The organism is Neisseria sp. P0006.S009 (assembly GCF_051962915.1).
GTDB lineage: Bacteria > Pseudomonadota > Gammaproteobacteria > Burkholderiales > Neisseriaceae > Neisseria > Neisseria subflava_E.
Genome location: NZ_JBQCUV010000002.1, coordinates 55,182 through 73,015, shown reverse-complemented (window position 1 = coordinate 73,015; position 17,834 = coordinate 55,182). Strand labels below are relative to the sequence as shown.

Below are 17,834 nucleotides of genomic sequence, written 5' to 3'. Positions count from 1 at the left end.
ATTTGTCTATATCGAGGCCGTCTGAAGGCAGTTGATGGCGGGCGACATGAAAAAAGGACGCGTAAAGCGTCCTTTATGGAGATTAAACCCTGTATTACTGGTTTTTCTCGATGATTTCTTTGAGGTGAGGCATAGGGCTGTAACCACTTTGGCTGCGGCCGTTAGGAAAGACCAGGGTCGGCGTGCCGTTGAAGCCGAATTGTTCGCCCAATGAAGTGGTTTCCGCAACAGGGTTTTCGCAGTTTGCTTTGCCACTTGGGAGTTTGCCTTTGCGCATCCAGTCGATCCATGCCTGAGTCGGATTAGGCTGACACCATAACAGCTCGGCTTTGCGCGCGGCATCAGGGTGCAGGCTTGGAATCGGCATCATGAAGGTATAAATCGTGATGTCGGTCATTTTTTCAAATTCATGCTCCAAGCGTTTGCAGTACGGGCAGTCCGGATCAGAGAAAACAGCGACTTTCAGTTTGCCGTTGCCGCGTACTTCTTTGATGGCTTTGTCCAAAGGCAGGGAAGCGAAGTCGATTTTGTTCAAATCGGCGGCGCGTTCTTCAGTCATGCTTTGGCGCGTATTGACGTTGATGAGGTCGCCAACAAGCATATAGTCGCCTTTGGCATCGGTATAGATGATTTGTTTGCCGCTGACGACAACTTCATAAATGCCTTTAATCGGTGTTTCACTGACGCTCAAAACTTTCAAATCTTGGGCGGCATAGACTTTTTCCAGACGTGCTTTCAAAGAAGCGGCAACGGATTTGTCGGCAGGCGCTTCCGCTTTGGCAGCCTGTGCAGGCGCCGCGTTGGCGTTGGATACGGCAGGTTGACCGCATGCCAACAAAGGAAGGACGGCAAACGGTGTTAAGATTTTGATTAACTTGGTTTTCATGCGAGAGACTTGCGTGTGTTAAAAGTAAGGTATTGTATCAAACCTCTGTCATGCCTGCATTGTATTGAGGCTCAATTTATCGTCTGAAAATAGCTTTCGGCTGTTAAAATACGAAAAAATGATTTGATTGTTTGTATGTTCTACCACCGTATTGCCGTAAACGTGCCGCTTTCAGACGGCCTTTTGACTTATTCCTATTCCAAGCCGCTTCCTCCGGGAACGCGGGTACTCGTGCCTTTCCGCAATAAAACCGTTGTTGGGATTGTGTGGGAAACGGATATTGCGCCCGATATGGATACGGCGCGGATTTTGAGCGTTCAGACGGCCTTTGTGGAAGAAAAGCCGTTGCCTCAAGGCTGGCGTGATTTGTTGGCGTTTACGTCGCGTTATTACCACTATCCGACCGGGCAGGCAGTATTTACCGCATTGCCGCAGGGTTTGAAGGAAACGCGCGCGGTGGAAATGCCGCAGCCGCCGTTGTTTTACGCTTTGAACGAAGCGGGTAGGGCGCAAACGCCGCCGTCGTCTCGGTTCAACAAAAAAGCGGCTTTGTGGAGCGCGCTGCTGTCGGGCGGGATGACGATGGTGGCGTTGAAGCAGGTGAATGCGCAGGCGGCGAAGTTAATCGAAGATTGGGCGAAGCAGGGTTGGATTGAAACGATGGAAGCGGCAAAGTCCGTTTTAGAGTCGTGCCATGGGCAGGCTTCGCACTCTGAATTTGTGTTGAATGCCGACCAGCAGAAGGCTTCCGATGAAATTCAGACGGCCTTTGGTAAATTTCAGCCGTTTCTGCTGTACGGCATCACCGGCAGCGGCAAGACTGAGGTGTATTTCGATGCGATGGCGAAAGTGTTGGCGCAGGGGCGGCAGGTGTTGTTTCTGTTGCCAGAAATCAATCTCACGCCGCAGCTTTTGAAGCGGGTGGAAAACCGTTTTGCCGACGTGCCGACCGCCGTGTTGCACAGCCAGATGGCGGCAGGCAGGCGCACGCAGGATTATCTGCGTGCCATGTTGGGGCAGGCGAAGCTGGTGATCGGCACGCGGCTGGCGGTGTTCACACCTTTGCCTGATATCGGGCTGATTGTGGTCGATGAGGAACACGACGGCTCGTTCAAACAGGACAACGAATTGCGCTACCATGCCCGTGATTTGGCGGTGTGGCGGGCGAAGCAGAGCGGCTGTCCCATCATATTGGGCAGCGCCACGCCTAGCCTAGAGAGCTGGCACAAGGCGCAAAGCGGCGCGTACTGCCTGCTGCAACTGACCGAGCGCGCCCATGCTTCCGCGCAACTGCCGCAAGTGGATATCCTCAACGTAGGCCGTCTGAAACTCGACAACGGCTTCTCGCCGCAAGCCTTGCAGCTTTTGAAACAGAACTTTGAAGCAGGAGGTATGTCGCTAGTGTACCTCAACCGGCGCGGTTTTGCGCCCGCGCTGTTTTGCGGCGACTGCGGTCATACCTTCGGCTGTCCAAACTGTTCCGCCAAAATGGTGCTGCACCAACGCGCCCGCCAACTGCGCTGCCACCACTGCGACCACCGCGAACCCATTCCGTCCAAATGCCCCGACTGCGGCAACCAAGACCTGACCGCCGTCGGACACGGCACGCAGCGCGTCGAAGAAACACTGCGCACCTTCCTGCCCAAGGCCGCCGTCGTCCGCGTCGATAGGGACAGTACGGCGCACAAAAACGACTGGGCGGATTTGTACCGCCGCATCGCCGACAACGAAATCGACATTCTGATCGGCACGCAGATGCTTGCCAAAGGCCATGATTTTGCGCGGCTCAACCTCGTTATCGTGTTGAACGCCGACGGCAGCCTGTACAGCGCAGACTTTCGCGCGCCGGAAAGGCTGTTCGCCGAGCTGATGCAGGTGTCCGGCAGGGCGGGGCGCGCCGACAAACCCGGCAAGGTGTTGATACAGACCCAACTGCCCGAACATCCCGTCTTCGCCGCCGTTAAAGCGCAGGACTACGCCGTGTTTGCCGAAAACGAATTGAAAGAGCGGCAAATGTTCGCCATGCCGCCTTTCGGTTTTCAGACGGCCGTCCGTGCCGATGCGCCGCGCGTTGCCGATGCGATGGAATTTCTCAACGCCGCCAAAGAAACCCTGGCCCCGCTTTTGCCCGAAAGCGTCTCTCAGTTCGGCGCCGCACCCATGCTGATGGTCCGCCTCGCCGAACGCGAACGCGCGCAAATCTTCCTCGAATCCCCGTCCCGACAGGATTTGCACCGCGCCGTGAGTTTATGGGTGCAAGTGTTGCAGCAAAACCGCGATGGTAAAATCAGATGGTCAGTGGACGTTGATGTGCAAGAGGCTTGATTGAAATGATTCAATCAATAAGGAAATAAAAGGCCGTCTGAAAATCTGTTTTTCAGACGGCCTTGAGTTTTGAAATCAGGTTAGAAGAATTTTGCAGCGATATAGCCGAGTGCAAGCAGACTCAAAACGGCGAATACGATAGCCATTGTAAGCAGAAATTGTGTTTTCTTCCTTGCTGCAAGTGCGGCCAGCTCAGGATTTTGGCCTAACTCTTCGCGTAGTTGGGATTCCAATTCAGCACGGATTTTCTTGCGCAGCTTTTTCTCTTCCTGCTCGCGTTCATATTTGAGCTTGTGGGCAATTTCGGTTTGTTTTTTATGCTCGAAAGAGATTTTTTCCTGCCATTCAATGCGCTTGCGCTGGATGGCCAGCTCATTTTTTTCTGTCAAATCAAAGTGGCAGGTTTTACATTCCTGTGCGTCGAGTTCGTCGATAATCGTCATGCAGACTGGGCATTGGATAGGGTCGGGAGTGTTGACTGCCAACACGGGTTCTTCTTCGACTGCTTCCAACTCCATAGCCTGACGGACGATTACGTCCAAACCCAAATAGCTGAAGTAATGCTGCGCATTTTCGCGCTCGTCTTGGGTACATTTTTCGGCCACAATGGCTTGCGGACGCTCGGCCAAGGCTTGAATCAGGCTCTCGACTTCGTTTTCAGGCAGGTTGTCATACAGGCAGGCATGGATGCGCTCCTTATCCGTGTTCGGCGGATAGGAAACATATACGTCGAAAAATTTTTCTTGTTTGCTCATTGATATCCCATGAATATTTCGACTGCGTCAACCAAATGGGTTGGGCCTGAGGTTTTGTTATTGTGTTTGAGCTGTTTTGGCTTGCGATGCAGGCAAAAACAGAGGCCGCAGTCTTAGGCAGACCGGATAGGAGGTGCCTTTGTGTCGTTAATCGGCTGGACAATGATTTTTTATTTATATGGCAATATGCATGTCCAATGTTATGTCTATTGTAGAGTAAATATTCACGCCCGATATTATTATTATAAGATAAATCCAATATTGTTTAAAATAAATTCACACAAAAGGCCGTCTGAAGATACAGACGGCCTGTTTTTCATGAAGAAACGGATTATTTATACGGAGAAGGACGAGCCGCAACCGCAAGTCGTTTCGGCATTCGGATTGCGGATGACGAATTGAGAACCTTGCAGGCTTTCGGTGTAGTCGATTTCTGCACCAACCAGATATTGGTAGCTCATCGGGTCGACCAAGAACGTCAGGCCGTTTTTCTGGATTTCGAAATCGTCGTCGTTTTTGATTTCATCAAAGGTAAAACCATATTGGAAGCCGGAGCAACCGCCGCCGTTGACAAATACGCGCAATTTCAAATCGGGATTGTTCTCTTCGGCGATCAGGTCGGCAACTTTGGTGCAGCAGCTGTCAGTAAAGATAATAGGGCTTTCGTCTGACATGATGTGATTCCTTTTATATGAATATTTTTACTATTGTCGCGCAAACCGTTAGTCAAGGCAAGTTTGTGCAGACAGGGTCTGCCAGCTTACATGGAGGGCATGGCAGAAATTTCAAGCACCAGTATGTCAGATTTAGATGCTTCTGCCAAACCATTCTACACGGCCGATGATGGCAACGTCGTCGGTCGGGTTTTTCAAGTCGATTTCAAAAGTAGGGTAGGCTTCGTTGGCGGAAATGACGTTGACGATGCCGCCGGGTATCAGTTGCAGGCGTTTGACTAAAAGGTTTTCGTTGAGGCGCAAAACATAGAGGCCGTCGCGCGGCGTGGTTTGGCCGTGGTTGATGAGGATGGTGTCGCCATCATTAAGCACGCCTTCCATCGAGTCGCCTTTGACTGAGATAACGGAAAGGTTTTTGATGTCGCGCGTCACATAATTTTCTATCCAATAGCGTCGGAACGCCATGGCGAACATGGGCTGTTCATCGCCGACGAGCTGGCCGTGTCCGGCCGCTGCTTGGATGTCGTAACGCGGTACGAAGACAAATTCGTCTATATCGACAGGGTTGCCCAGTGTGTCGGTTGCCGTGGCTTTTGGGGCTTCGGAATCGGGGAAGGGAGAACCTTCGCCTGTCAAAAGCCAGTCTATGCTACAGCCTTTAAGTTGTTTGATTTTTTTTAGCGTTTCCGATTTCGGCAGGCCGCCTTCGTTCCAGATACGGCTGAATCCGGCGATGGTCATATCGATGTCGGCGGCAATTTTGGCTTGGCGGGCTTCATCTTTCCATAAGAAAGCCAGGCGGTCTTTAAAGGTATCCATGTTTATGCCTTTATGGAGGTATGTTTTTTATATGGTTTGGACGATTTGAGTGTATTTTACCTTAGTTTTTATAAAATTGTAAGAAAAAAATTACTCAATCTAAGAAAAAGTATTGCATATTTTATTTTTTCTTAGTATTATTCGTTTTGTCTTAGATAAATCGATATTTCTAGTTTTATATTTGATTTTTCTTAGTTTAGTTTTATTTGGTTTAGTTTTTCTGATTTAAACCTGCTATATGATTATGATGAGAGGTGTGAAATGACTCGTTCGCGTAAAAATATTTTTTGGGTGCTGCTGGCGTTGGTGCTGGGTTTTTTTGCCCTGCCTTTCGGATCTTCGGAAGCGCATGAAGCGGACGGTAATTTGACGGCTTCGGAATGCGAACGCTTGGGCAGCTTGAGTTTGGATCAGATGGACGGCAGGCTGCTGGCTTTTGCGAAAGAATGCGATATGGTGGAGGCTACCCACGATTGGGAGCAACAGTACGGCAACTTGAATGAAGAAGAAATGCTTGCCGGCGTGGTGTATGAGTGATGTTTGTGAATGAATCGATAAAGGCCGTCTGAACGATCAAAGTTTCAGACGGCCTTGTGTTTTTAATAAGGATGGCTGGCTTAAGGCATTAATGGTGCATTAGTCAGGCCGGTGGTTTCGGGCAGGCCGAACATAATGTTCATATTCTGCACGGCTTGGCCGGCTGCGCCTTTAACCAAGTTGTCGATGACGGAAAGAACAATCCACACATCGTCTTGTTCGGGCGCTCTTTGAACACTGATACGGCAAAGGTTGGCGCCGCGCACGCTGCGGGTTTCAGGTGTCGAACCTGAAGGCAAAATATCGACAAAAGGACTGTCGCGGTAGTATTCGCGCAGCAAAGCTTCAGGATCGGTATGTTCTTGCAGGTGCAGATACAGGGTGGCGTGCATACCGCGTATCATCGGAACAAGGTGTGGCACGAAAATCAGGCCGTCTGAAACATGGTCTTGCAGTCCGGACAGGGTTTGTCGGATTTCAGGCAGATGGCGGTGGCCGCCGACGCCGTAGGCTTTGAAGTTATCGCCAGCTTCGCACAACAGGGCGTGGGTGCTGGCTTTGCGGCCTGCACCGGAAACACCGGATTTACAGTCGGCAATCAGAGGCGCGTTGGCTTTCAGACGGCCAGCCTGAAGCAGTGGCAATAAGGGCAGGGAAACGCAGGTAGGGTAGCAGCCCGGATTGGCCACCAACATGGCTTTGGAGATGTCGTCTTTGTAAAGTTCGCACAAGCCGTACACCGCTTGGGAAACAAGTTGCGGCGCGGTATGGGTCATTTTGTACCATTTTTCCCATGTGGGGATGTCGCGGATGCGGAAGTCGGCAGACAGGTCAATCACGCGTACGCCTTTTTCGACAAGGGACGGTGCTTCTTTCATGGCTACGCCGTTGGGCGTGGCAAAGAACACGAGGTCGCAACGGTTAAGCCCGGCATCTTCAGGCGTTTGGAATGCAATGTCGTAAATGCCGCGCAGACTGGGGAAGTAGTCGGCAACCGCAATACCGGCTTCGCTTCGGCTGGTGACGGCAGTGACTTCTGCGTTGGGGTGGCTGCTGAGCAGGCGCAACAATTCGACGCCTGTATATCCGGTTGCACCGACAATACCAATTTTAATTTTTGTGGTCATGGTGTGGCTCCTTTGTAGGGGTAACAATGCGTTTGATTATATAGTAATTAATTGCAGTCGGTCAGCGGTGCTTGTGCCAAGCTTTGCAATAGACAGTTAAACAGGCCGTCTGAAATATGGGATTAACGACATCATGGAGAGGATTTCAGACGGCCTGAGCGTTTGGAAAACGCAGTTTGCGGTTCGATTTGTTTGTTGATTTGTGGTGGGTGTTTCGTCTTTATCCTATTCATACAAACATAAAATAAAAACGCAAAAAAATGCCCCCGGGTTGGAGAACCGGAGGCAAGTATCCAAGGAGTAGCTCTCATCAATAAGAACTAGTTACTTGGTACTATATCTCTTGTTAGGATTGAAAGCAAGAGTTTTGCACATTTTAACATTTAAATAATTTTTTCATTCAAATTCAGTGAGCTATCAAACAGGGCTTTAATCTTGGGTTGGTGGCTGATGCCGATGACCAAAGTATCGGGCAAATGTTGCTTGAGGGTCTGCATTAACATCAGGGCTGATTCATCATCGAGATGGTTGGTGGCTTCATCTAGGAACAGGATTTGCGGTTTGTGCAGCAGTGCGCGTGCAAGGCTGAGGCGTTGCTGTTCGCCGCCGGAAAGGATGCCGTGCCATTCGTATGAAGTGTCCAAATCGGTCATCAACGTGTGCAACCTACCCGTGGGGCTGCTTAAGCCGACTTGTTCCAAAACGGTTTGAATCAAATGGTCGTCTTGGCAGGCCGCATAGGGATAGCTGACAGTTTGACGCAATGTGTCCGCAGGCAGGTAAGGGCGTTGCGGGAAGAACAGGCGGTTGCCTTCGAGGGAAAAACTGCCGTGATAATACGGCCATAAACCGGCAAGCACGCGAAGCAGCGTGGATTTGCCGATGCCGCTTCGACCTTCAAGCAATACCCATTCCGGAGAACGGGCTTGGAGGTGAATATCAGTAAGCAGGGGGCTGCCGGTTTGGGTGTGGACGGTGAGGTTTTGCAGGACGACTTTGCCGCTATGATGCGGCAAATCTGTTTGGTGTGACTGAAGGGAGGGGCTTTTTTGTTCTGCTTGTTCCAAGGCCGTCTGAAAACCGGAAAGCCGTTCGATGACTGCTGCCCATTCAATCAGGCGGCGGTATGCATCGGTAAACCAGCCGAAACTGTCTTGAACGCGGGCAAACGATGTGCGCGTCTGCATCATGTCGCCGAAGGTCATGGTTTTGGCGAGGTACATGGGCAGGGTGGCGAGGATGGGGATGAAGATGCTGATGCGCACATAGGTCGCCCAGAAGGTTTCTTGGCGGAATTCGCAGTTGGTCAGCCGTCGCCAGTTGTCGCGGATGCGGAGGTAACGTTGTTTCAGACGGCCTGTTTCCGCTTCGCCGCCGTTGTAGAAGGCGATTTGTTCGGCATGGTCGCGTACACGTAAAAGGGCTGCGCGGTAGTCGGCTTCGCGGTGCTGGCGGTCGATGTTGAGGTTTTTCAGTTTGCGGCCGACAAGATGGGCGATGACGGTGCTGAAGATGGAATAAATCAGGGCAACCCAGACGAGGTAGCCGTGTATGGTGATGTTGTGTCCGCCGATGTTGAAGGTCTGCACGCCGGAGAGTGTCCACAATACGGCAACGAACGCACTGAATTTGGCAATATTATTGATGAAGGAGCGAAAGAGGCTGATGCTTTTGTCGGCAAGGAGGTAGATGTCTTCGGCGATACGTTGGTCGGGGTTGTCCGGTTCGCCTGTCAGGCGCAGGCGGTAGTGTTTGTGGCCTTCGAGCCAGTTTTTTTGAAATTGATCGGTCAGATGGGTGCGCCAACGGAAGATGAGGCGTTTTTGCAGCCAGTCGCCGCAGACGATGCAGCCGATAATCATCGCCATGTAGCCGAGGTATTCAACGATGAGCGTGGGCATGGATGCGCCGTCAAACGCGGCCAGCGCGTCGTAGAAGCGTTTGTCCCATGCGGCAATCCAAACGCTGATGGTGATGGAGAATAGGGTAAACCCTATCAAAACGGCGAGCATCAGCCATTGGAGGCGACCGTGTGCTCCTGACCAAAAAGGGCGGGCAAGGTAAAAGAATTTTTTGAGCGTATTCATAATGAATGCTTGTGAATGTGCGTGATAGGCCGTCTGAAAACAGAATTTGGTTTTCAGACGGCCTTGTTTATAAGCAATGATTGGTTTTTATATGCTTTTGAAGAGTAGAGGAAAATCTACTTTCGGTTTGCCGCTATTTACATCTTCCACTTCAGGCTGAACACGGCGTTGCGTGGTTCGCCGTAGAAGTTGCCACTGTTTAAGCCGCGGCTGTATTGGTTTTCGTAGTAGCGTTTGTCGGTCAGGTTGTTGACTGCCAGCCCCAGTTGCAGGTTTTTGCTCGGGCGGTATTGGACGTTGGTGTTCCAAATGGTGTAGCCGCCTTGCTTGAGTGAGCCGGAAGAATTAGCGGTTTTGCTGCTGCTCTTCAAGCCAAGACCGACTGTCCATTTGCCGTCATCCACCGGCAGGATATAGCTGGTGTAGAGGCGGAACATATGCTTCGGCGTATGGCTGCTGAAGTTGTAGCCTTTTCGGCGCGATTCAACATTGCCGGTAACGCTGCTGCGGTTGGTGCTGCGGTTGAAGGTGTAGCCTGCGTAAACTTGCCAACGGTCGCTCAGGCTGCCGGAGATTTCGGCGTCCAAGCCGCGGCTGCTTTGGTTGAGCGGTTCCCAGTAGGCGTGCGGTTTGGCATTGACGCGTTGATTGTTGTTGTCTTTGTCGGTTCGGTAGAGGGCGACCGAGGTGTTCAGACGGCCTTCGTTCCATTCGCCTTTCCAGCCGAGTTCGTAGTTGCGTCCCATAATCGGCGGCAGCAGGTTGTCGTTGTAGTCGCGGTTCATTGTTTGTTTAAAGATGGACGTATAGGCGGCGTAAATACTTTGTTTAGGCGTGATATCGTAAGTGATGCCGGCATAAGGAACGAAGCGGTTGCGTTTGAGCGAGTCTGATGAACCTGCTACCCCGTCTTTGAGGTCGCGATCCCAATAGTAGTCGCGTTTCCAGCTGGTATAGCGTCCGCCTGCGATGATGTGCAGTTTGTCGGTAGGATTGATGCGCGCGCCCAAACCAAAGGCATGGGTAGTATAACGGCCGTTGCCGCCACGGGCTTTGGCTGTGGCAGAATTCCAATCGGGTTTGGCTTTCTCGCTGCCGTTAAAGGCATCTGCGTCATAGGTGCTGCTGTCGTTGAGCCAGCGGTTGCTTGAGTTCACGTTCTCTTTGGAATAGCTGTGCATGAAGAAGAGGTCGTGATTTTGGCCAAAAGCGAAGATGCGGCCGGTCAGGTTGTTTTGGAAAGTGAACTGGCGGTTGCCTGCATCGTAACGGTCGAAGCTGTATGTGGTCCCCAGTCCGTCTGTACCGATGCCGTTACCTGTGCCGCCAAGCGTGTAATATTCTTTTGAACTGGTGTTCTTACGCCAGTCCAACTTGCTGCTCAGTTTCCAGTTGTCGTTGAAATAATGTTCAAACTCGGTAAAAAGATTGTATTTTTTCAGGCGGGCTTCATTCCAATCCGCACCTAGATAGCGGCTGCGTTTCCACTCTTTGCCGTTTGCACGCATAGGCAGGCCGTCAGGATCGGGTGTTTCGGTTTGGTTGAGATAGCTTACGCCCCAAGTAAGTTTGCTGTTGTCGCCGATGTCTTTGTCCATTACGCCATACAGAAGGATGTCGCGGCCGCCGGATTGGTCTTTGAAAGTTTTGTTGCTGCCTACTGAGCCGACAAAGCGTCCGCGCAGGCCGTGTTCTTGGCTTAAGGTACCGGATGCATCAAAGACGCTGTTTACTTTGCCCCATGAGTTTGCCATCAAATCGGCGGAAAGCTGGCGTTTTGCAGTCGGCTTTTTGCGGACGGCGTTTACTGTGCCGCCGGGTTCGTTGTTTGCCTGTGTCAAACCTGCCGCACCGCGTACCACTTCAATGTGGTCGTACATTGCCATATTGGTTGCGCTGGTCGGGTCGCCGGCCGGGCCGCCTAAGCCGAATCCGCCGGGTGAGCCAAGTTGCGTGGCAATGCCGTCTTCTTCAAACTGTTCGATAAAATAGCCGCGCGACATGAAATGCGTGCGTCCGCCGCTTTTGAAAACATTGATGCCCGTAGCGTTTTGCAACGCACCTTCTAAGTCGGTGATGCCTTGGTCTTCAATTTGTTTTTTAGTAATGACACTGACAGATTGAGGGATTTCCCGCGGAGAGAGCACTAATCCCGTAGTCGAACGCAGGGCGGATACTGTGTAGCTGTTTTGACTTTCAGTGCGCAGGCTTTTGTTTTTACCCACTACGGTAACTTGTTCCACTTCAGCCTGCCGTACCTCTTCGGCAGCTTGTGCGGCTTGGGGCAATGCGGCAAGGCAGAGGGCAAGAGTGCTCAGTTTGAATAGTTTCTCAGAATGATGCATTTGATGAGGTCCTTGATAAAGAAAGATCTGTTTGTTTTTAAATATTGGCGGCAATATCTGTTTAAATTGAGCAGTTATTTTTTATAATCCGTTTTGTTTTAAAAATTAAATTTAAATCTCCGAATCATTTTATTTGATTCAATTTCGATTTTGCCAAACCATCGGGTCAAAAAAAGGTTGCCGCCGGAAAGGGAGCCGTTGGCAACGAATGGAGGTGGTAATGCAATGAAAGCTAGATACAAAGGGTAGTATCAAACTAGCTATAAATAACTATATCGAAACGGTGAAAAAAATCAACAGGAATTTTTTTCGGTTGAGAAAATTTTTTAGACTGTTTGCTTTATATCAAGATTTAAAAAAAGGTTTGATTGGAAAAGGCCGTCTGAAAACGGAAAGAATCGGTTTCAGACGGCCTTTGAATCAAGTGGGATTAGAACTTGTAATCGACTTTGAACATGACGTTGCGCGGTTGGCCATAAATATTGTTAATGCCCATTGTGCGAATACGGTGGTTTTCATAGTAGCGGCGGTTGCCCAAATTGCTGCCGATCAAACTGAGGTTGAGATTTTTGGTCGGTGTGTAATGAACATCGGCATTCCAAAGCAGGTAGCCGCCTTGGCCTACATTCCACAAACTGTTGGTTTTGCTTTGTACGGTCATGCCGCCGCCGATGGTCCATTTACGGTCGGTAAAGGGGAGGCGGTAGCTGGTGTACAGGCGGAACATATGTTTGGGCGTATGTTTGCTGAAGTTTGTGCCGATGGGGTAACGCGCCCCTTCACTTTCTTTATATTTGCTCATATTGAAAGCGTAGTTTGCCGATATTTTCCAATCTTCGGTGAGGTCGCCGGAGAGTTCGGCTTCAAAGCCGCGGCTTTGAACTTTGCCAATGGCCTGATATGCCCATTCGCCCATAGCGTTGCGTTTATCTAAATCATACGGACGGTTTTTTTGAATGATTTGGTAGAGGGCAAACGAGCTGTTGAGCCTGCCGTTGCCGAACCAGTCGGATTTGAAGCCGATTTCGGTATTGGTACCGGTAATCGGGTTCAGGAGGTTGTTGTCCATATCGCGGTTGGTCTGCGGTTTTTTGATTTGGGTGTAGTTGGCATAGATGCTGTGGTTTTTGTCGACATCGAATGTAATGCCCAAGTAAGGGACAAGGCTGGATTTTCGGTATTCGGACAGTTTGCCTGTTTTGCGGTTGTCGAAGTCGTATGCCCAGTGTGTATAACGCAATGCGCCCAAAATGTGGAGTTTGTTCCAAGGGGTAAAGAGAACGCCTGTCGATACGGCATGGTTGGTGATAGTACGTTCGGTATCGGTATAGTTGGCGTTGCCGCTTGTCCAATCGGTGCGCGCCACGCTCTTCCAGTCGTAATCGAAAATATTGTATTCGTTAGAGGTACGGGCTTTCCATAGGTTGTAGGAGCTGTTGTTTTCCCGTGAATAAGTGTAGTTGGCAAATGCCTGCTGTTCGTTGCCTAAGGCTTGGAATTTGCCGGATACGCCGGTTTGGAAAGCAAATTGTTTGCCGGTATTGTCGTATTTTTGGATGTTGTCGGTTGCACCGGTAAAGATGCCGTTCTGTCCGATGCCGGCGAACCTGCCGCCTGTATTGGCTGCGGTGGCGAAGTTTTGGGCGGATGAAGAACGGTTGTAGTTGAGCTTGCTGCTCCATTTCCAATTGTCGTTGATTTGATGGTCGAATTCGGCAAAGACATTGCGTTTGTACCAGCGAATTTGATTCCATTCCGCGCCCAGATAGGTATCTCTCGGAAGGTTAAGGTCAAAGCCATTGCCCATCGGTACGCCGTAAAAATCGGGTGTTTCTTCGGTGCGTTGGTACAGGCCGCCAAGTGTGGCTTTGCTGTTCTCGCCTATATCGGCCTCTAAAATCCCGTACAGCATTTGACCTTTGGTTGGGTTTTTGTCTTGGAAAGTTTTATTGCGTGTCAGGCTGGAAACCAAACGGCCGCGGACGCTGTGACTGCTGTTTAAACTGCCCGATACGTCGCCGATCAGGCCTGCTGCGCCGAAACGGTCGGCCATAAAACTTAAGGTTGCCTGCGTATTGGCGGTCGGACGTTTGCGTACGGCATTGATTGTGCCGCCGGGTTCGCTGTTGGATTGGGTCAGGCCGGTCGGGCCGCGGACAACTTCGATATGGTCGTAGATGGCCAAATTGCTCATGCTTTGAGGGTCGTTGTACGGGTTGCCGGACGAACCTGCAACGGTAGTGGATAAGCCGTCTTCTTCAATTTGATCGATGTAAAAGCCGCGCGACTGATAACGCCAACGGCCGGAATCGGGAATCACGTTGATGCCGGTTGTGGTTTTTAAGGCTTGTTCCATATTGGTCATGCCTTGGTTATCCAGCTGCGTTTTGGTAATTACGCTTACCGACTGCGGCGTTTCTTTCGGAGACAAGGCAAGCCCGGTGGTGGTACGCATGGCTGAAGTTGTGTAGGAGTCGCGGTTTTCGGTGCGGGTGGAACGGTTTTTGCCGGTTACGTTGACGGTTTGCAGCTCGGCAGTTTGTTCGGGCCGGGGTGTTGCCGTGTTTTCTGCTAAGGCTGCATAAGGCAGAGTGGCAATAATGAGTGCTAATGTTTTAAGGGTTGGGGCGTTCATGAACGTCTTTCTATAATTGAAATTTAATTGAACTAAAATAAGAATAATTATATTTTACGATAATTTTGTTGTTTTGTAATTTAAGAACAAGATTTTGAGGGTTTTTAGCGGATTTATGTTGTTTTTATGGTTTTTGAAGGTGTTTTTGAAATTAAACTAGCTAAGGGAATCAAGCGACAGGCCGTCTGAAAATTTTCGGGGTTGTTCGGCTATAATGCTGTTTTGGTTTTTTAAGGCTTTTGCAAAAATACGGTTTCGGGGTTTTAGGCTGAATGTGTACCCGATATGTTTGCAAAGGTTTTGGGGCATGAGGAGAATGAGATGAAGAAAGTTTTGGTGTTGCAACATGGGGATTTGGGCGCTTGCGACTGGTCGGCATTTGGCGGTTTGGTGTCTGCACCATTAGGAAAGTCGGTATTGCGTCTGCCGGTTGATGATGATTTTGAATTGACGGACGAGATGCGGGCTGCGTTGATTGCGCAGCAGATAGATGGCGCGGTGTTACCGGATGTGGCTTTTGCTGATTTGGGACTGATTGTCAGCGATATGGATTCGACGCTGATTACGATTGAGTGCGTGGATGAGATTGCGGCCGGTGTTGGGCTGAAGGATGAGGTGGCTGCAATTACGGAGCAGTCGATGCGTGGCGAGCTGGACTTTGAGCAGTCTTTGCGTAAGCGTGTGGCTTTGCTGTCCGGTTTGGACGAACGCGTGTTGGAAGAGGTGTACGAGAATGTGTTGCAGCTCTCGCCGGGCGCGGAATTTTTGTTGGAAGAGTGCAAACGGAATGATGTGAAGTTTATGCTGGTGTCAGGCGGATTTACGTTCTTTACGGAACGTCTGCAACGGCGTTTGGGCTTGGATTTCCATTTTGCGAATGTGTTGGAAGTGGAAAACGGCAAGCTGACAGGCCGTCTGAAAGGGCGGATTATCGATGCGCAGGCTAAGGCGGATTTGTTGCGCGAATACCGTAAGCGTCTGGCTTTGGTTCCGTGGCAGGTGGTGGCGATGGGTGATGGTGCGAATGATATTCCAATGATACGGGAAGCTGGATTCGGCATTGCCTATCGGGCAAAACCGAAAACTGAAGCGAATGCGGATGCGTGTGTGCGCTTTGGTGGTTTGGAGCGGATACGCGGTTGGTTTGCGTAAACTGTTTGAGGATGTTTGTCAGTCAGGCCGTCTGAACAATCGGGAAACCGGTTTTCAGACGGCCTGATGTTTTATAAGGCGATAAAACGGTAGCCTTCGGCATCGACTTCGAGAATGGAGGCGTAATTGTCGCGCCAGTCTCCGAGTACGATGCGGGTGTAATCGGCATTGCGGTGGATATTTTCGCGGTGGGTATGGCCGTGGATGAGCAGGGGCGTGTGGAAGCGTTGGACGGTTTCGTGGGTAAAGGTTGGATTGACGTCCATGATGTCGGCGGTTTTGTGTTGTTTGTCCTGTTTGCTCTGCTTACGGATTTTGGTGGCGATGTTCAGTCGGAGTGTGAGTGGCAGGAGCAGGAACAGGCGTTGCAGCCATTTTTGATGGACGGTACGGCGGAATTTTTGATAAGAATGGTCGTCGGTGCAGAGAGTGTCGCCGTGACAGAGCAGGGTGGGTGTGCCGAACAGGTCGATAACGGCGTACTCGGGTAGTAAGGTCATGCCGGTGTCGCGGGCAAAGGTTTTGCCGATGAGGAAGTCGCGGTTGCCGTGGATAAAATAGCAGGCAATGCCGCGCTCGGTCAGGCTGCGGATGGTTTGTTTGATGGTTTGAACCAAAGGGCTGTTTTCGTCATCGCCGATCCAAAAATCGAAAAGGTCGCCAAGAATGTATACGGCTTGGGCATGAATGGCTTTTTCTTGCATAAATTTCTGGAAGAGTGCGGTCAGTTGAGGATGGGATTCGCTCAGGTGTAAATCGGCGATGAAGTAAATCGGCATGATGATGTGGGACGTGTGGGAAGGGTTTTATTATAACTTGGGTTGTCGCGTTTGGATTTGGGCTTGGTGTTTTTCGTTTGTAATGCGGTGATTTTATTGTTTTGATTTGGTGTGATAAAGGCCGTCTGAAATATTTTTTCAGACGGCCTTTGTGGTTTATTGGGTTTTGCCCTGATAGGTAATTTGTTTCAGCGTATCTTCTTGGTACAAGTCACTGATGGGGACGGTATAGAAGAATTCGTTGCTGCGGACAAAACGGTTGACCAAGTCTTTGTCGAGATGAAGGATGTGGTGCCGCAGTTTGTTTAGGCCTTTGAATATCATGGTACTCCAACGCATATAGCCGTCTGAATTAGGACGGATGTCGTTCATGGCATCAAGGGCGAGAAGTTTGCGGTTTTGCTCTTCTTTATCCAAAGGATGGGAATAGATGCTTTGGAAGTAAAACGGTTGCTCGGAGGATGGCGGCAGGCTGATGGAAGAACCTACTTTGCCGATAGGGAAGTCGTCGCTCAGATAATGTATGGTGTGCAAAAACAGATTGCCGCGACGGTAATCGATTTTACGCAGGGCTTCGATGGCGGCCAGCGCTGTATGTTGGTGGTCGGGATGCGCATCAATATTGGGGGACGGCGTCACGATAATATCCGGCTGGAACGTTTCTATCAGATAGCCAAGGTTGTCCACCAAACTGGTCCAAGTTGAGCCTGGCTTGAGGTGCTTCGCCAATGAGGAGGTGTTCGCACGGCGGAAAATATCGACATCGATCGTATCGATTTTGGTCGATTTAATCTCTTTTTCCGGATTTTGGCGCATGGCGGTCAAAGTGCTGTCGAAGTAGCCCAGTTGCAGGATGTTTTCAGACGGCACACCGGCCAAAAGGGGAACGGCTAGGCTGTTCCAAACGCGCATTCTGCCTTTTTGCAGATATTGTGCCTGAGTGTCGCAGTCGCACGTGCTATAAAGGTTGCCATAGTGGAAGCTGCCGCCTTCGCTGGCGGTTAAGGTGCAGATCATTGAATTGGCGGCGTGTTTTTCATACAAACCGTATGCGCTTAATTCGGCATCGTCAGCATGAGGCGCGAGAACAAGGATTTTTTTTCCGTCTAGGTTTTCACGCGGATAAACAGAGAGTTCGATTTCTTGATCGGACAAGGTTAGGTATTTGCCTTCCAAGCGGATGGTTTTGTCGCTGTCGGAGAAGGTGTCGCTCAGATTGATATAGCGCACGCCTTTTGCGCCATATTCGAAATATTGCTTCCATTTGCCCTTAGATGAAATGGTTTCAACAAAAGGCAATACCAGCAATCCTGCCCAAGTGGATTTGATACGGATTTTGGCAATAACGGTATCTTGCCCGCTGATAGTGGCAGGTAAAGTCAGGCTGCCACCCTTGAGGGTAGCATGCGCGGTAGAGGGGAGGGAGGGATAGTTATAGTCTTGGTGTGTGTTATAGGCAAACTGTTTTTTGTGAATAATTGAAGTAATAATAAACAACAAAATAAAAAAAGTCAGTATCAGCCCCGTCAGTATCAGAAACATTGTTTGGTTCCTTTATTGTTGTAACAGTCATGATAGTGCTTGTGGAGCTTATTTGTTTGTTTTTCTTACAAACGGTTGTTTTTTATACTCTAACGTCATTAAAGTGAACGTTTAAAATAAAACAGTTTATGAGTTGATTATATATAAACGACTAAAATACAGAAAGGCCGT

General features: G+C 50.1%; 13 protein-coding genes. 3 read left to right on the top strand and 10 right to left on the bottom strand.

What is annotated here, in order from left to right; translation table 11 throughout:
* Nucleotides 1-94 precede the first annotated feature (94 nt).
* Nucleotides 95-886, bottom strand: coding sequence for a DsbC family protein (locus ACTHTK_RS04140; RefSeq protein WP_107723712.1), 792 nt, complete (start codon nucleotides 884-886; stop codon nucleotides 95-97).
* A 135-nt stretch (nucleotides 887-1,021) separates the two neighbouring features.
* Between ACTHTK_RS04140 and ACTHTK_RS04135 the strand changes: the two genes are divergently transcribed.
* Nucleotides 1,022-3,211: a primosomal protein N' gene (locus tag ACTHTK_RS04135; RefSeq protein ID WP_107723711.1), complete on the top strand. Its 2,190-nt coding sequence runs from the start codon at nucleotides 1,022-1,024 to the stop codon at nucleotides 3,209-3,211.
* An 80-nt stretch (nucleotides 3,212-3,291) separates the two neighbouring features.
* On the opposite strand, the gene ACTHTK_RS04130 is transcribed toward ACTHTK_RS04135, so the two are convergent.
* The 3 genes from ACTHTK_RS04130 to ACTHTK_RS04120 all read right to left on the bottom strand — a co-directional run bounded on the left by ACTHTK_RS04130 (nucleotide 3,292) and on the right by ACTHTK_RS04120 (nucleotide 5,459).
* Nucleotides 3,292-3,966 (bottom strand): hypothetical protein, encoded by a 675-nt coding sequence (locus ACTHTK_RS04130; protein ID WP_308882091.1) that lies wholly within the window; start codon nucleotides 3,964-3,966, stop codon nucleotides 3,292-3,294.
* 335 nt (nucleotides 3,967-4,301) lie between these two features.
* Nucleotides 4,302-4,640, bottom strand: coding sequence for an iron-sulfur cluster insertion protein ErpA (erpA, locus tag ACTHTK_RS04125; RefSeq protein ID WP_003680162.1), 339 nt, complete (start codon nucleotides 4,638-4,640; stop codon nucleotides 4,302-4,304).
* A gap of 132 nt (nucleotides 4,641-4,772) precedes the next feature.
* Nucleotides 4,773-5,459 (bottom strand): S24 family peptidase, encoded by a 687-nt coding sequence (locus ACTHTK_RS04120; protein WP_003680158.1) that lies wholly within the window; start codon nucleotides 5,457-5,459, stop codon nucleotides 4,773-4,775.
* Nucleotides 5,460-5,720: 261 nt separating this feature from the next.
* On the opposite strand from ACTHTK_RS04120, the gene ACTHTK_RS04115 reads away from it, so the two are divergent.
* Nucleotides 5,721-5,996 carry a hypothetical protein gene (locus ACTHTK_RS04115; protein WP_003748371.1) on the top strand — a complete coding sequence of 92 codons (276 nt, stop codon included), beginning with the start codon at nucleotides 5,721-5,723 and terminating at the stop codon, nucleotides 5,994-5,996.
* A gap of 80 nt (nucleotides 5,997-6,076) precedes the next feature.
* Here ACTHTK_RS04115 and argC read toward each other — a convergent pair whose 3' ends face one another.
* From argC to ACTHTK_RS04095, 4 genes are all read right to left on the bottom strand, one after another.
* A complete protein-coding gene (gene argC / locus ACTHTK_RS04110) occupies nucleotides 6,077-7,123 on the bottom strand; it encodes an N-acetyl-gamma-glutamyl-phosphate reductase (RefSeq protein ID WP_107723709.1) in 1,047 nt (348 codons plus the stop codon).
* Nucleotides 7,124-7,506: 383 nt separating this feature from the next.
* On the bottom strand, nucleotides 7,507-9,210 hold the full coding sequence (locus ACTHTK_RS04105; RefSeq protein WP_107723708.1) for an ABC transporter ATP-binding protein/permease: 1,704 nt from the start codon (nucleotides 9,208-9,210) through the stop codon (nucleotides 7,507-7,509).
* Between the two features lie 137 nt (nucleotides 9,211-9,347).
* A complete protein-coding gene (locus ACTHTK_RS04100; protein WP_440378400.1) occupies nucleotides 9,348-11,555 on the bottom strand; it encodes a TonB-dependent siderophore receptor in 2,208 nt (735 codons plus the stop codon).
* 430 nt (nucleotides 11,556-11,985) lie between these two features.
* Nucleotides 11,986-14,190, bottom strand: coding sequence for a TonB-dependent siderophore receptor (locus ACTHTK_RS04095; RefSeq protein WP_440366664.1), 2,205 nt, complete (start codon nucleotides 14,188-14,190; stop codon nucleotides 11,986-11,988).
* Nucleotides 14,191-14,511: 321 nt separating this feature from the next.
* On the opposite strand from ACTHTK_RS04095, the gene serB reads away from it, so the two are divergent.
* Nucleotides 14,512-15,342: a phosphoserine phosphatase SerB gene (gene serB / locus ACTHTK_RS04090; RefSeq protein WP_440366665.1), complete on the top strand. Its 831-nt coding sequence runs from the start codon at nucleotides 14,512-14,514 to the stop codon at nucleotides 15,340-15,342.
* Nucleotides 15,343-15,413: 71 nt separating this feature from the next.
* Here the strand turns inward: serB and lpxH are convergent, their stop codons facing one another.
* The gene (gene lpxH, locus ACTHTK_RS04085) at nucleotides 15,414-16,124 is read right to left on the bottom strand and encodes a UDP-2,3-diacylglucosamine diphosphatase (RefSeq protein WP_440366692.1); all 711 of its coding nucleotides are present in this window, start codon (nucleotides 16,122-16,124) and stop codon (nucleotides 15,414-15,416) included.
* Nucleotides 16,125-16,277: 153 nt separating this feature from the next.
* A complete protein-coding gene (locus ACTHTK_RS04080; RefSeq protein WP_440378399.1) occupies nucleotides 16,278-17,663 on the bottom strand; it encodes a PIG-L deacetylase family protein in 1,386 nt (461 codons plus the stop codon).
* Between the last annotated feature and the right edge of the window lie 171 nt (nucleotides 17,664-17,834).